Annotated in this window: 12 protein-coding genes; 7 read left to right on the top strand and 5 right to left on the bottom strand. The window is 68.5% G+C overall.

Translation table 11 applies throughout. The annotated features are described in order from the left end of the window. Positions 1 to 6 precede the first annotated feature (6 nt). Genes fliH through fliF form a run of 3 tightly spaced genes read right to left on the bottom strand, consistent with a single transcriptional unit; the run spans position 7 to position 3,467 of the window. Complete coding sequence (fliH, locus tag NH14_RS07170; RefSeq protein WP_084225847.1) at positions 7 to 699, bottom strand: flagellar assembly protein FliH; 693 nt, start codon at positions 697 to 699, stop codon at positions 7 to 9. After that, a complete protein-coding gene (gene fliG / locus NH14_RS07165; protein ID WP_035532186.1) occupies positions 692 to 1,687 on the bottom strand; it encodes a flagellar motor switch protein FliG in 996 nt (331 codons plus the stop codon). The genes fliH and fliG overlap by 8 nt, the downstream gene beginning before the upstream one ends. Further along, positions 1,677 to 3,467 carry a flagellar basal-body MS-ring/collar protein FliF gene (gene fliF, locus NH14_RS07160; protein ID WP_035532188.1) on the bottom strand — a complete coding sequence of 597 codons (1,791 nt, stop codon included), beginning with the start codon at positions 3,465 to 3,467 and terminating at the stop codon, positions 1,677 to 1,679. Before fliF ends, fliG begins: the two co-directional genes overlap by 11 nt. A gap of 279 nt (positions 3,468 to 3,746) precedes the next feature. Between fliF and fliE the strand changes: the two genes are divergently transcribed. From fliE to NH14_RS07135, 5 genes are all read left to right on the top strand, one after another. Further along, complete coding sequence (gene fliE, locus NH14_RS07155) at positions 3,747 to 4,082, top strand: flagellar hook-basal body complex protein FliE (protein WP_035532191.1); 336 nt, start codon at positions 3,747 to 3,749, stop codon at positions 4,080 to 4,082. A 206-nt stretch (positions 4,083 to 4,288) separates the two neighbouring features. Further along, the gene (gene fliS / locus NH14_RS07150; RefSeq protein WP_035532193.1) at positions 4,289 to 4,735 is read left to right on the top strand and encodes a flagellar export chaperone FliS; all 447 of its coding nucleotides are present in this window, start codon (positions 4,289 to 4,291) and stop codon (positions 4,733 to 4,735) included. After that, on the top strand, positions 4,732 to 5,064 hold the full coding sequence (locus NH14_RS07145) for a flagellar protein FliT (RefSeq protein ID WP_035532196.1): 333 nt from the start codon (positions 4,732 to 4,734) through the stop codon (positions 5,062 to 5,064). The genes fliS and NH14_RS07145 overlap by 4 nt, the downstream gene beginning before the upstream one ends. Before the next feature lie 135 nt (positions 5,065 to 5,199). Continuing rightward, on the top strand, positions 5,200 to 6,798 hold the full coding sequence (gene fliK / locus NH14_RS07140) for a flagellar hook-length control protein FliK (protein WP_035532198.1): 1,599 nt from the start codon (positions 5,200 to 5,202) through the stop codon (positions 6,796 to 6,798). Beyond that, positions 6,795 to 7,193: an EscU/YscU/HrcU family type III secretion system export apparatus switch protein gene (locus NH14_RS07135; RefSeq protein ID WP_084225850.1), complete on the top strand. Its 399-nt coding sequence runs from the start codon at positions 6,795 to 6,797 to the stop codon at positions 7,191 to 7,193. Before fliK ends, NH14_RS07135 begins: the two co-directional genes overlap by 4 nt. A gap of 45 nt (positions 7,194 to 7,238) precedes the next feature. Here NH14_RS07135 and NH14_RS07130 read toward each other — a convergent pair whose 3' ends face one another. Continuing rightward, positions 7,239 to 8,777 carry a coniferyl aldehyde dehydrogenase gene (locus NH14_RS07130; RefSeq protein ID WP_084225851.1) on the bottom strand — a complete coding sequence of 513 codons (1,539 nt, stop codon included), beginning with the start codon at positions 8,775 to 8,777 and terminating at the stop codon, positions 7,239 to 7,241. 213 nt (positions 8,778 to 8,990) lie between these two features. Between NH14_RS07130 and NH14_RS07125 the strand changes: the two genes are divergently transcribed. Beyond that, a complete protein-coding gene (locus NH14_RS07125) occupies positions 8,991 to 10,643 on the top strand; it encodes a GMC family oxidoreductase (protein WP_035532201.1) in 1,653 nt (550 codons plus the stop codon). Between the two features lie 224 nt (positions 10,644 to 10,867). Beyond that, the gene (locus NH14_RS07120) at positions 10,868 to 12,616 is read left to right on the top strand and encodes an OmpA family protein (protein ID WP_035532203.1); all 1,749 of its coding nucleotides are present in this window, start codon (positions 10,868 to 10,870) and stop codon (positions 12,614 to 12,616) included. 120 nt (positions 12,617 to 12,736) lie between these two features. Here NH14_RS07120 and NH14_RS07115 read toward each other — a convergent pair whose 3' ends face one another. Beyond that, positions 12,737 to 13,687 carry a LysR family transcriptional regulator gene (locus NH14_RS07115; RefSeq protein ID WP_035532205.1) on the bottom strand — a complete coding sequence of 317 codons (951 nt, stop codon included), beginning with the start codon at positions 13,685 to 13,687 and terminating at the stop codon, positions 12,737 to 12,739. Positions 13,688 to 13,780 lie beyond the last annotated feature (93 nt).

Raw genomic sequence — 13,780 nt, 5'->3', positions numbered from 1 at the left:
CGGCGCTCACCACGGCCGCGCCTTGCCGAGCGCCAGCGCCACGCGCTCCCAGCGCGTGCCGATGGCCGCATCGGCTTCGCCGCTCGCCGCCTGCGCGCGGCAGCCGCCGCGCTCGAGCGCCGCATCGGCGCGCACGGTCCAGCCGCGCGTTTGCAGTTCTTCCATCAGATACGCCTCCACCACCGGCAGATCGGCAGGACTCACCACGAGTTGCGGCGAGCCCGTGAGCTGCGGCTCGTGCGCGAGCAGCTCGCGCGCCGCGGCCAGCAGCGCCGTCGGGTCGTGCTGCACGTGCTGGCGCACCACCTGCTGCGCGATGTCGAGCGCAAGCTCGACGAGCATGTCGGCCACGCCCGCTTCGGCAGTCTGCAGCGCCTCGGCAAAACGTTGCGCGAGCAACGCGAGCTGCCGCGCCTGGGCGCGCGCCTCTTCGCGGCCCTGCTCGAAGCCCTGCTTGTGGCCTTGGTCATAGCCGGCCTGATAGCCGAGCGCCTGACCCGCCACGTGCCCCGACTTCAGGCCTTCCTGATGGGCGTTCTCGCGAATGCGCAGCAATTGCGCCTCGAACGCAGCGGTCTCGTCGGGCGTGGGCGGCGGCGGAGGCGGGGGCGGCGGGTCGAACGACGCCATCTCCCAGCGCTGGTACGCCGAGCGCGCGCGGGACTGTTGCGCGGCCATCTGTGTTGCCTCGTCAGACATACGCGTCTTCCGCCTTTCCGCCGATCACGATCTGGCCGCTTTCAGCAAGATTGCGAACGATCTGAAGGATACGCCGTTGTTGTGCTTCGACCTCCGAAACACGTACAGGGCCGCGCGCGTCGAGGTCTTCGGCGAGCAGTTCGGCGGCGCGCTGCGACATGTTCGAGAGGAACTTGGTGCGCAGCGCGGGCGGCGCGCCCTTGAGCGAGATGATCAGCGACTCCGACTCCACTTCCTTGAGCAGCAGCTGGATCGCGCGGTCTTCGAGATCGAGCAGGTTCTCGAAAACAAACATCTGGTCGATGATCTTCTGGGCAAGCTCGGCGTCGTACTGGCGCACGTTTTCGATCACGCCTTCCTCGTGCTGGCTCGTCATGAAGTTGAGGATTTCGGCGGCCGTGCGGATGCCGCCCATCGGGCTGCGCTTCAAGTTGTCGCTGCCCGAGAGCAGGCCCGTGAGCACGTCGTCGAGCTCGCGCAGCGCCTGCGGCTGGATGCCGTCGAGCGTCGCGATGCGCAGCAGCACGTCGTTGCGCAGACGCTCGGTGAAGCACGACGCGATCTCCGAGGCCTGGTCGCGGTCCAGATGCACGAGGATCGTGGCGATGATCTGCGGATGCTCGTTCTTGATGAGTTCGGCTACCGACCCCGAATCCATCCACTTGAGGCCTTCGATGCCGCTCGTGTCGCCGCCTTGCAGGATGCGGTCGATCACGGCGCCGGCCTTGTCCTCGCCGAGCGCCTTGGTGAGCACGCTGCGGATATAGTCGCTCGAATCGAGCGAGAGCGCGCTGTGCTGCTCGGCTTCCTTCACGAACTCCTGCAGCACCGCGTCGATCTCTTCGCGCTTGACGTTCTTGAGCGCGGCCATGGCGGCGCCGATCTTCTGCACCTCGCGCGGGCCGAGGAACTTGAAGACCTGCGCGGCCTCTTCCTCGCCGATCGACATGAGCAGCAGGGCGCTCTTGGTGGCTCCTTCAGCGTTCATCGTTTACCCAGTTCTTGACCACGGTTGCGACGATCTTCGGATCCTGACGCGCAATGCTGCGCGCGAATTCGAGGTTGCGTTCGAACTTGTGCTTGTCGTTTTCGAGTGCGAGCAGGGTCGAGTCCGCTTCGGCCTCTCCCGCGCCTTCGAGCTTGTCCACGGACGGCAGGCCGTCGAGCAGCATTGGCTCGTCCATGGCCGCGAGCGCGGGCGCGGCGGGCGGCGCGGGCGGCGGGAAGGCGCGCCGCAGCGCGGGCTTGACCATCACGAAGTAGAGGAACAGCGCCACCGCGCCAATGCCGAGCCACGTCGCGAGTTGCTTTGCGAGCGCGAGCATGTCGGGCTGGCGCCACCACGGCAGGTTCGCGTTCGGATCGACTTCCTGCTGGAACGCGGCGTTCACCACGTTCACCGAGTCGCCGCGCTTCGCGTCGTAGCCCATCGAGTCCTTCACGAGCTGCTCGACCTGCGCGAGCTTTTGCGCGTCGAGCGGCTGCAGCGTGGCGTGCCCCTTGGCATCCACCTTCTGCTGATAGTTCACGACCACCGCCACCGAGAGCCGCTTGATGCTGCCCGGCGACTGGCTGAAATGGCGCACCGTCTTGTCGAGCTCGTAGTTCGTGGTGGTGTCGCGGTGATCCGAGACCGGCGTGGTGCTGGGCGCGCCGTTCGCGCCCGCAGCGGGTGCGCTGATGGGCGCGGAGGCCGGCTGCGGCGGCGTGTTCGAGAGCGCGCCCGGCACGCCGCCGGCGCTCGCCTGCTGCGAATCGGTGGCGATGCTCTGCTGCTGGCTGCGGATCGCGGCCTGCTGCGGGCTGCCGTTCGGGCCGTAGTTTTCGGAAGTTTGCTCGAGCTTCGAGAAGTCGAGGTCGGCGCTCACCTGCGAGCGTGCGTTGCCGGCGCCGAAGAGCGGCGCGAGGATCGCGTCGATGCGCGCCTGGGTGTCGTGCTCGACCTGGCGCACGTACTTGAGTTGCGAAGCGTCGAGGCCGGCGCTCGCGGCGCTCTGCGTGAGCAGGTTGCCGTCCTGGTCGGCCACGGTCACGTTGCGCACCGGCAGATCGGGCACGGCCGAGGCCACCATGTGCGTGATGGCGGCCACCTGGCCTTCGTCGAGCATGCGGCCGGGATACAGGTTGACGAGCACCGACGCCGTGGGCGCTTCGCGCTCGCGCACGAACACCGAGGGCTTCGGAATGGCCAGATGCACGCGCGCGGATTTCACGCTCTGGATCGATTGAATCGTTTGCTCGAGCTCGCCTTCGAGCGCGCGCTGGTAGTTCACCTGCTCGGCGAACTGGCTGATGCCGAACTTCTGGTTGTCCATCAATTCGAAGCCCACCGAGCCGCTCTTGGGCAAGCCCTGCTGGGCGAGGCGCAGGCGCATTTCGCCCACTTGCTCGGACGGCACGAGAATCGCGCCGCCGCCCTCCGAGAGCTTGTACGGCACATTGGCGGCCTGCAGCGCCGTGATGATCGCACCGCCGTCGCGGTCCGAGAGATTGCTGTAGAGCACCTTGTAGTCGGGCGCGCGCGACCACAGGATCAGGCCCACGACCACGGCGACGAGCACCGCCACCGCCACGATGAGCGGCGCGCGCGGGTTGCCGCGCACATTGCGCAGCGAAGACAGCGAGCCGAGGCGCTGCGCAAAGCCGCCGCCCAGGTCCTCCGCGAGGCCGCCTGCCGCGCCCGCCGCGGCCGCGCCGGAGGCTGCGCCGCTGGTGGCGAGGCCCACGCGGGCATCGGGGTTGATCAACGAGTTGGCAGACGAATCCATGCGACGGGTTTCTCCGGGAGACTTGCTGTCCCCGCTCGAGCGGCGCGCGCGCGGCGGAAACTTTCACGACAGCGATTATCCGCACCCGCTGGCAAGCCGATTGCGCGAATAGAGCCGGGTTTTCCCCCTAGTTTCGAGGCTGCCGGAAATGGCGAATTGCTATGCTCCTTCCCAGATTCGGCGCGCTGTATGCAATCCGCGTATCACCCACAGGCGCGCCGGATTCGCCGGGCGGCGGCATCCGCCCTCGCGCTACCCCTCTTTATTCGTGGAGCAAACATGACCGTGCCAGTCAACCCACTCACGTCGGCCCTCGCGCAGATGCAGTCCATGGCCGCGCAGGCGGCAAGCGATACCAGCGCCGCCGACGTCGGCTCGGGCGCGGCCACCGCGGGCGGCTTCGCCGCGGCGCTCAAGTCGTCCATCGACAAGATCAGCGCCGATCAGCAGAAGGCCGTGGGCGAGTCGCAGGCGTTCGAGCTCGGGGCCGGCAACGTTTCGCTCAACGACGTCATGGTCGACATGCAGAAGGCCAACGTCGGCTTCCAGTTCGGCTTGCAGGTGCGCAACAAGCTCGTTGCGGCCTACACCGACATCATGCAGATCCAGGTCTAGCGGCCGGTTGCTGCCAATGCCTGTGATGCCTGGCCGGCCCGTGGCCGCCCTGTCGTGGCTTCGTGCCTTCGCGCCTTCGAACTTTCAAAGGCATTAAAGCTTCTCCCGCGCCGTTCCGATAACACGGCTATACCCGGCTCGCGCCACGCAAGGCAAAGGGCCGGACGCACCATATCCATAGCCGCACATTCGAAGGAGAAGCGCCGATGTTTTCCCCTGCACAGTCTGGAGCCAACGCTTATGCACGCGTGGGTGTCGAAACAGGGGTCATGGGCGCGAGTCCGCACAAGCTGATTGCGCTCCTGTACGAAGGCGCGCGCAAGGCGATTGCGCAGGCCCGCATGCACCTGCAGATGGGCAATGTGGGGCCGCGCGGCGAGGCGATCGGCAAGGCCATCCGGATTGTCGAAAGCGGGCTTCAGCTGGCGTTGAACGTCGAGGCGGGCGGAGAAATCGCGCAACGCCTGAACGCACTTTACGGTTACATGACGCGACGCCTGCTCGAAGCGAACATTCAACAGAGCGAATCCATGCTGGTCGAAGTCGATGGCCTCCTGGCGACGCTCGAGGAAGCCTGGTTGGGGATTGCGCCGGAAGTGGAGCGGATGGCGAGAGAGTCGTCCGCGCCCGTGCCCGGTTCATTGACGAGATGAATTCGAAAGCAGACTACTTTGCCCGCTACGAGGCGATTGCGGCGGTCTCCGAGCAGATGCTCCATGCCGCGCGCGGTGCGAGCTGGAACGAGCTGATCGGCCTTCAGGACGAGTACCGGCGCCTGGTGGACGCGCTCAAGAACGCCGATTGCGGCATCCGGCTCACCGACGCCGAGCGGACGCGCAAGTACGAGCTGATCCGGCGGATCCTCGCCGACGACGCCGCGATCCGCGACCTCGCGAGCCCGTGCATGGCGCGACTTGCAGCGCTCTTTCAAGGCACGGCGCAGCCGTCGCGAGTGTTGCAGGAGCTGTACGGCGCGCGCTAGGGCGGGGTGGCGCGAGGCTTTTGCCAAGCGCGCATGAACGGGCGGGCAGACCCGCTCGCGCACGAACACTGACCGCGCCGCGTCGCCGTATGGGACGCGCGGCGCACAACCTGGCCCGTGCGGGCCACGCTCCGCATGAACGGAATCGATACGAGCGCTGCGGCGCTGCTCGCGAGCCGCATAGGCGCACTGGGCGCGGCGGGCTCCCAGGGCAGTACCGGCGCCGCGCAGGCGGGCGTTTCCGCGCTCACGGGCGGCGCGGCCGCGCTGGCCGATCCGCGCAACGCCGGCTCGCCGCAGGCATCGGCGCAAACGGTGCTTTCCGCGGTCGCGCTCGCGCTCGACGCGATCATCCGCTCGGGCGGAGAGGCCACGCCCTCCGTGGTCGGGCGCGCGCCGATCTGGACCGATCCGGCCGCCGCCGGCCAGGCGATGGCGGGAGACGCCGGCTCGCTGCCACTGCCGGGCCTCGCGAATCCCACTGCCCAGACGGGGGCCACGGACCGGGTCCAGGCCCAGGCCCAGGCCCAGGCGCTGGAGGCCGCGTTGCTTGCCGACCTGGAGGCATCGACGGCTGAAGCCGCGCAGGCAGGACTGCCGGGCAGCGCGCAAGACGCCGGAGGTGCAGCCGGCGCGGGTAGCGCGAATGGTGCTGCGGATGCGGCGGAAAATGGCGGCAAAAGCAGTGGCATGACCGGCGGCACAAGCGATGCGGCGTCTTCAACGCAGGGCGCGCAAGCAGCCCAGCGCACCGCACTCGCCACGCAAACCGGCCCGGTCGCCGTGCTGGCGGCCACGCTCGCGCAGACGGTGGCGTCGAGCGGCCTCTTCTACGAATCGCATCTTGCCCAATGGCTGCGCGGCCAGCGCACGCCTGGCGAACTCGCCGACGAACCGCAGAACCGCCTGACCAGCGGCAGCGCGCAGTTGCCGCTCGAATTTGCGGGCGACAGGAGCCTCGCCGCCGACGACATCGCCGACGTGCTGTGGATCGATCTGCCCAGCGCGGCCCAGCAGGGCGCGCGGGCGGGCGGCACGGCCAACGCGGCGGGGGCGGCAGCGGCCTCGGGCGCGCGCGGCGAAGCCAATGCCGCTGCGCTCGCCGAGGAGGGGGAGCGCGCCGGCGTCAACACGGCGGCGCTCGCCGATGCGCTGCTGCCCGCCACCCGCACGCCCGCTGGGGCCGGCGCGGGGGTGGGCGTGCACGAAGCGTTGCTGCCGCTCGTGCGTCAGCAACTCGATTTGCTCGCGACCGGGGAATTCCGCTGGACCGGCGAGGCATGGCCGGGCGTGCGGCTCGACTGGACCATCCAGCCGGACGACGACGACGAGCGCCACACCTGGCAAGACGCGCGCGCGGGGCGCGTTGCCGACGAAAACGAAACGCCATGGCACACGCGTCTCACGCTGGCGCTGCCGGCGCTGGGCACCGTCGACGCGGAGCTTGCGCTCACAGGCTCGACACTCGCGGTGCGCGTGCAGGCGAGCCCGGGCGGCGCGCAGCGCCTCAGCGCACACAGCGAGGCGCTGCGCGGACGGCTCGAAGCGCTGGGGCTCGCGCTCGCCGGGCTGTCGATCCGCGAGATCGGCGGCGCGGGCGGCATGAACGGCATGGGTGGTGCAGCGGGCATGGACGGCATGCGGGCCGCCGGTGCGTATGCGCGCGCCGCCGAAGCCACGCACGCGGCCGATACTCCGCACGCCATCGACTCGACAGACTGGGAGCTCCGATGAGCCGCACGCATCGCAAAAGCGCCGCCGCACTGGCCTACGACGATCCGGTCGCGCGTGACGGCGCGCCGCGCGTGGTCGCGAAGGGCTATGGGCTCGTGGCCGAGATGATCGTGCAGCGCGCGAAGGAGGCGGGCCTCTACGTGCACGAGGCGCCGGAGATGGTCTCGCTGCTGATGCAGGTGGACCTGGATTCGCAGATCCCGCCGCAGCTTTATCAGGCCGTGGCGGAACTGCTGGCGTGGCTGCATGGGCTCGAGGCGGTGGAAAGCGAGGTGCAACAAGCCGCGCAAACTGAACAAGCGGCACAAACGACCCAGGCGGCATCGCCATCGCGCATGCCGGACGCCAAGTCGCTTGCGGGCAGCCCGTTGCGCTTGCCCGCGCTGCCGCGCTAGCGGTGTTTGCGGCCTGCGCAAACCCGTTATGAATGTGAGCAGGCCCTAAAACTTCAATATCGCCTTGATCAGCAATCCAAACCGCTTGCCGTAAGGCGGCGCGATCAACCGCCGCGCATTCAGCCGCGCCTGCGTGAACACGGGCTTCATCTGCGAGAACGTAACGAAGCCCTCGTAGCCGTGATAGGCGCCCATGCCGCTCGGGCCGACGCCGCCGAACGGCAGCCCCTCGGCCGCGATATGCATGAGCGTCTCGTTCACCGACATCCCGCCCGCCACGGTCTCGCGCGTCACGCGCTCGACGGTGCGCGCGTCGTCGGCGTAGAGGTAGAGCGCGAGCGGCCGCGGGCGTGCATTCACGTAGTGGAGCGCTTCGTCGAGCGAGTCGTAGGGCACGAGCGGCAGCAGCGGCCCGAAAATCTCCTCTTGCATCAGCTGCGTGTGCTCGCCCGCGCCCGTCACGATCACGGGCGCGAAGCGCCGCGTGGCGGCGTCGCGCGGGCCCAGCGCGTGCAGTTGCGCACCTTCGGCGCGCGCGTCGTCGGCGAGGCGTTCGAGCCGCTCGTAGTGGCGCGCCGAGATGATCGACGTGTAGTCGCGGTTGTTCGCGAAGTCGGGGTAGAGCTCGCCAAAGCGAGTGCGCGCCCGGGCGATGAAGGCGTCCTCGCTGCCGCGCGGTAGCAGCACGTAATCGGGCGCGATGCAGGTTTGCCCCGCGTTCAGCGTCTTGCCGAGCAGCAGGCTGTCGACGGCATAGTCGAAGCGCGCGTGCTCGCCGATCAGCACGGGCGACTTGCCACCCAGCTCCAGCGTGACCGGCGTGAGGTTCGCGGCGGCCGCGCGCATCACCTCGTGGCCCACGCGCGTCGAGCCCGTGAACAGCAGGTGGTCGAACGGCAACGCCGTGAACGCGGCGCCCACGGCGGCGTCGCCGTTCACGACCGCCACGTGGTCGCGCGCGAAGGTCTGGCTCATCAGTTCTGCGAACAGCGCCGAGGTGCGCGGCGTAAGCTCCGACATCTTGATCATCGCGCGGTTGCCGGCCGCGAGCGCGCACACGAGCGGGCTCGCGCCGAGCAGCAGCGGATAGTTCCACGGCACGACGATGCCCGCCACGCCGAGCGGCTGCGGCACCACGCGCGCGCGGCCCGGCGCGAGCCATTTGCCGACGCTGCGGCGCTGCGGGCGCATCCAGCGCGCGCCGTGCTTGAGCGCGGCGTCGATTTCCTGCTTGAGCACCATGAACTCGGCCAGCGCGACTTCGGCTTTCGAGCGCTGACCGAAGTCGGCGTTCATCGCTTCGGCGAGCGCGTCCTGGTTGGCGAACAGCACGTCGCGCAGCGCCCGCAGATTGCGCGCGCGCTCGCTCCACGCAGGAAACGGCGCGCGCAGATACGCCGCGCGCTGCGCGGCGAGCAAGGCATGCAGCGACTCATGCTGTGATTCATGCGGCGATTCATGCTGTGATTCATGCGCTGATTCGCGTGGATCGTCGCCTGGAAAACCCGGCGTGCCACGGCTGCGCTCACCGCCGCTCTCGGGGCCGTCGTGACGCGCCAGTGCTGCGGGCAAATCCTGTTTCATGGTCGGTCCTGGTGGGAAGGGCACTGCGGCCTTTCATGGTAGTCGCGTGGGCGCCGCCCACACGATCCGATGTTTAGAGGAAAGCTTCTGACATAAAAGCTGACCCGATCCGACAACGCTTCCTACAATGCGCGAAAAAGCGAAATCGAACGAGCGTGCATCGAGCGTGATTTCCGCGCGTTTTGCATGCCACGCCGCACCCAGGGAGGAGGCATGCAATACGACTACGTCATCGTAGGCGGCGGCTCGGGCGGTGCAGCGCTGGCCGGGCGGCTGGCGGCGCAGTGTCCCGAGGCGAGCATCGCGCTCGTCGAAGCGGGGCCGCACACGGCGCGCAACCCGTTCGTCAATATGCCGATGGGCGTGGCGGCGCTGGTGCCCCGGCGCTCGAAGAACAACTACGCCTACGAGACCGTGCCGCAGCCGGGTCTGGCGGACCGTCGCGGCTATCAGCCGCGCGGACGCGGCTTCGGCGGCTCCAGCGCCATCAACGCGATGATCTACACGCGCGGCCATCCGCTCGATTACGACGAATGGGCCCAGATGGGCTGCGCGGGCTGGGCGTGGGACGACGTGCTGCCGTACTTCCTGCGCGCCGAGGACAATGCGCGCGGCGCGAGCGCCTGGCACGGCGCGGGCGGCCCGCTCGCGGTGTCCGATCTGCGCGAGCGCAATCCGGTGGCGGAGCGCTTCGTGCAGGCCGCGCGCGAGGCCGGCTTTCCCGCCAACGACGACTTCAACGGCGCGCAGCAGGAAGGCGTGGGCTTCTACCAGGTGACGCAGCGCGGCGGCGAGCGCTGCACGGTGGCGCGAGCCTATCTGTATGACACACAGCGCGACCAGCCCCAGGGCAAGCGCCCGAATCTCCATCTGATCGCCGACGCAATCGCGCTGCGCGTGACTTTCGACGGCGCGCGCGCGAGCGGCGTCGAAGTGGCGCGCGGCGGCCGCACCGAAACGCTCGAAGCGCGCGCCGAGGTGATTCTCGCGGCGGGCGCGTTCAATTCGCCGCAACTGCTGATGTGTTCGGGCGTCGGCCCTGCCGCGCAACTGCGCGCGCTGGGCATCGCGGTGCGCCACGACGCGCCCGAGGTGGGCCGCAACCTGATCGACCATATCGACTTCACGTTCAACAAGCGCGTGCATTCGAGCGAGACCGTGGGTTATTCACTGCGCGGTCTCGCACGGATGATGCCCGGGCTCGTGCACTACTGGCGCGAGCGGCGCGGCATGTTCACGACCAACGTGGCGGAAGCGGGCGGCTTCCTGAAGAGCCGCCCGGAGCTCGACCGGCCCGACCTGCAACTGCACTTTTGCACCGCGCTCGTCGACGACCATAGCCGCCGCCTGCACTGGGGCCACGGCTACTCGCTGCATGTGTGCGTGCTGCGCCCGGCGAGCCGCGGCACGGTCACGCTCGCGAGCGCCGACGCACGCATCGCGCCCGTGATCGATCCGCGCTTCTTCTCCGATGCGCGCGATCTCGATCTGCTGGTGCAAGGCGCGCGCCTCGCGCGGCGCATTCTCGACGCGCCCGCGCTCGCGCAAATGGGCGGCCGCGAGCTGTATACGCATGCGGATCAGAGCGATGCCGAACTGCGCGCGGCCATCGCGGCGCACGCCGACACGATCTATCACCCCGTTGCCACCTGCCGCATGGGCGGCGACGCGCGCTCGGTCGTCGATGCGCAGTTGCGCGTGCGCGGCGTGACGCATCTGCGCATCGCCGATGCCTCGATCATGCCGACGCTGATCGGCGGCAACACCAATGCGCCGACGGTGATGATCGGCGAGCGCGCCGCCGATTTCATCGCTGCGAGCCGACGCACCGACACGATAACGCACAGCCCAATCGTCATCGCCTGACGTCGGGCTTCGAACTCTCCTGCAAGTTTGTAGACCGCTCTGAACGAGGCGCAATGCGCCTCATCCCGGTCTGGCATTGACGAAGCCACGCGCGCTCGAACGGTTTTCGTCAAAGAGTGTGCGGGGCATGGGTTCGCCGCATTTTCGAGATTTCGGACTCCCTATAATCGCCCCGGACTTGGGCGTGTCAGCTGGCGCGTCCGCGAACTGGAGAACCCGCCTCGATGAGCATCAACGTCTTTCACCTGCTGGAAACGGTCCTGAGCGACGATGTCGTGCGCACCCTCGCTGGCCGCTTCGGCCTCGCGCCCGATCTCACTCGCAAGGTCGCGAGCGCGGCCGCTCCGGCCATCGTCGCCGCGATCATGCAGCGCGGCAGCACGGCCGAAGGCGCGCGCGGCCTCTTTTCCACCATCATGTCGCCGGAGGTCAACGCGCAGATCGGCAAGCAGCTGCCCGACATGCTCGCGAGCACCTCGGGCGTGAGCCTGCTCGAAACCACGGGCCGCGAGCTGATCCAGAAGGCCGCGGGCGTCAATGTCGGCGCGCTCGCCGACGCGGTAGCCGCACAAACCGGCGCGGCGCAATCGACAGTCTTCTCGCTGACCGGCGTGGTCGGCGCGGCGACCATGGGCATACTGAAGCATCACTTCACGGCGTCGCAGGGCGTGGTCGGACAATTGCCCACGCTGCTCGGCCATCAACTCTCGTCGGTGAACGCGAGCCTCACCGACCGCCTCGCGCAAGCCGTGGGCCTCGGCTCGGCTGCGACCTTCGCGGATTCGATCATCGCGCGCCTGAAAGACGTTTCGGCGCACCTGAGCCACCCGGAGCCGGACATGCGCCCGGTCCCGGCTGCCGCGCCGCCGCAGACCGTCGTACACCCCGCGCCGCCGGGCAAGCCCGCCGCGCGCAGCCATTCGTGGCTGTGGTGGCTGCTGGCCGCGATCGCCGTGATCATCGCGTTCTTCGCGCTGCGCTCGTGCCAGCGCGACAACGCCGAGGACACCACGCAGACCGGCGCGACTCAGCCTGCTGCTCAAGCCGCTTTTCAGCCTGCTTCTCAGCCTGCTTCTCAGCCTGCTTCGAGCGCCGCAGTCGCGGCTTCGCAGGCATCCGACGCTGCGGCGGCATCGGCGGCCGAGGCTGCCTCGTCGGCGAGCGAAGCGGCGCCCGTGCCCACCCGCGACTCGCACTTCTCGTTCACGGTCGACAAGTCCGGCGTCCCGACGCTCACCGCAACCGTGGGCACGCAGGAAGAGAAAGCCCAGCTCATCGACGCGCTCACGAAGCAACTCGGGGAAGGCAAGTTCAACGCCAACGTGACGGTCGACGCTGCAACGAAGCCCGCCGCGTGGCTCGCGCACCTCGACGGCCTGCTGCCGCTGCTCGCACTGCCCGGCGCCGAAGTGAAGATCGACGGCTCGCACGTGGAGTTGAGCGGCGCGGCGGCGGACGCGAAGCTGGGCTGGCTCGACAAGCTCAAGGCGCTGTTCGGCACGGGCTTCGACATCGGCGTGTTCAACGTGCAGAAGGCCGTGGCCGACGCCACGCAATCGTTCCGCGACGCAGTGAAGGGCCTGTTCGGCCCGGATGCCTCGTGTGCATCGGCCGACATCGTGAAGGTGCTCAACCTGCAAGTGGTGAACTTCGCAACCGGCAGCACGACCATTCCGGCTTCGGCGGGCGAGGATCTGCGCCAGTCGGCCAAGGTGCTCAACGCGTGCGCGAAGGAAGGCAAGCCGGTCAAGATCGAAGTGGCGGGCTATTCGGACAACGTCGGCAACAAGGCGGCCAACCTCGCGCTCTCCAAACGGCGCGCGCAGGCCGTGCGCACCTGGCTGGTCGCGCAAGGCGTCAAGGCATCGACGCTCACGGCCGAGGGTTACGGCGAGGCCAATCCCATCGACAGCAACGACACCGAGGGCGGACGTTTTCATAACCGCCGCATCGCGTTCGTGGCACAGCAGTAAGCGGTAAGGCGTAAGCAGCAAGCAGTAAGCGCAAAGCGCGTTACGCGGCGCGCAGTGCGGGGAGACCACCCATAAGAAAACGCGTAAAGAGCCGTCCGGCGCAAGCCGGATGGCTCTTTTTCATGGACGCGCCTCGTCGGCGGGTTTTTCGAGGCCGGGCGGGCGCACGAAGTCGTCGAGGAACGTGGACGGCTTGCCGTATTCCTCGCGCGCCACGCCTAGCCACGCGCGCGCGGCATGCGAGAGATAGCCGCTGCGCTTCCAGCCAATGGCCATGTCCCACTTGATCTGCGGATCGGTCACGGGCAGGCAGGTGAAGCGCGCCGCGTCGAGCCGGCGCACATACGGCGCGGGCAGCAGCGCGATGCCCACGCCCGCGAGCACGAGCGCCGCCATCAGGTCCCAGTGGCCGCTGCGGCCCACGATTTGCGGTGTGAAGCCCGCCGTGCGGCAGGCGGCGAGCACCACATCGTTCAACGCGAGGCTCTCGCCGTAGAACACGAACGGCTCGCCGGCCAGCTCGGCGAGCGGCACGCCTCGCGCGCCGTCCCAGCGCGAGCCGCGCGGCGCGACCAGCCACAGGAGTTCGTGCGACATCGGCAGCACGTCGATCTGGTCCGGGTCGACCGGCAGCAGCACGCCGCCCAGTTCGAGCTCGCCCGAGATGAGCGCGGCCTCGATCGCGCGCGAGCCTTGTTCGAAGAGCTTGAGCTCGATCTTCGGATAACGCTGGCGGAACGCGGCGATGGCGGGCGTGAACAGCGACCCGCCCATCGGCGGAATGCCGATGGTGAGTTCGCCGCGCCCGAGCGTGCCCAGATCGGCGAGTTCGGCTTGCAGGCGCGCGTGCGCGGCGAGCACGTCCTGGCCGCGCTGATAGACGATGCGCCCCGCGTCGGTGAGAACCATCTGGCGCGCGTCGCGCAGCAGCAGCGGGGTGCCGGTCTCGTCCTCCAGCGTCTTCACCATCTTGCTGATGGTGGGCTGGGTCACATGCAGTTGTTCGGCCGCGATCGTGAAGCTCTGCTGCCGCACCACCTCGATGAAATAGCGAAGCGCGCGCAATTCCATGGTTTTGCCTCCTCGTGTCTGCCGATGCGCGGCAGGCTATCGTATTCCATTATGGAATGCACTTGATAATTCTAAGTCATTTTATTTATGTGT

Source organism: Paraburkholderia sacchari, from assembly GCF_000785435.2.
In the GTDB taxonomy this organism is placed as follows: Bacteria; Pseudomonadota; Gammaproteobacteria; order Burkholderiales; family Burkholderiaceae; genus Paraburkholderia; species Paraburkholderia sacchari.
The sequence above is the reverse complement of the archived record's forward strand: the minus strand, read 5'-3'. Positions and strand labels throughout refer to the sequence as shown.

What these genes read in the sequence shown, in the direction of transcription:
- fliH (WP_084225847.1), bottom strand. Translation starts at nt 699, where the DNA reads ATGTCTGACGAGGCAACACAGATGGCCGCGCAACAGTCCCGCGCGCGC.
- fliG (WP_035532186.1), bottom strand. Translation starts at nt 1,687, where the DNA reads ATGAACGCTGAAGGAGCCACCAAGAGCGCCCTGCTGCTCATGTCGATC.
- fliF (WP_035532188.1), bottom strand. Translation starts at nt 3,467, where the DNA reads ATGGATTCGTCTGCCAACTCGTTGATCAACCCCGATGCCCGCGTGGGC.
- fliE (WP_035532191.1), top strand. Translation starts at nt 3,747, where the DNA reads ATGACCGTGCCAGTCAACCCACTCACGTCGGCCCTCGCGCAGATGCAG.
- fliS (WP_035532193.1), top strand. Translation starts at nt 4,289, where the DNA reads ATGTTTTCCCCTGCACAGTCTGGAGCCAACGCTTATGCACGCGTGGGT.
- NH14_RS07145 (WP_035532196.1), top strand. Translation starts at nt 4,732, where the DNA reads ATGAATTCGAAAGCAGACTACTTTGCCCGCTACGAGGCGATTGCGGCG.
- fliK (WP_035532198.1), top strand. Translation starts at nt 5,200, where the DNA reads ATGAACGGAATCGATACGAGCGCTGCGGCGCTGCTCGCGAGCCGCATA.
- NH14_RS07135 (WP_084225850.1), top strand. Translation starts at nt 6,795, where the DNA reads ATGAGCCGCACGCATCGCAAAAGCGCCGCCGCACTGGCCTACGACGAT.
- NH14_RS07130 (WP_084225851.1), bottom strand. Translation starts at nt 8,777, where the DNA reads ATGAAACAGGATTTGCCCGCAGCACTGGCGCGTCACGACGGCCCCGAG.
- NH14_RS07125 (WP_035532201.1), top strand. Translation starts at nt 8,991, where the DNA reads ATGCAATACGACTACGTCATCGTAGGCGGCGGCTCGGGCGGTGCAGCG.
- NH14_RS07120 (WP_035532203.1), top strand. Translation starts at nt 10,868, where the DNA reads ATGAGCATCAACGTCTTTCACCTGCTGGAAACGGTCCTGAGCGACGAT.
- NH14_RS07115 (WP_035532205.1), bottom strand. Translation starts at nt 13,687, where the DNA reads ATGGAATTGCGCGCGCTTCGCTATTTCATCGAGGTGGTGCGGCAGCAG.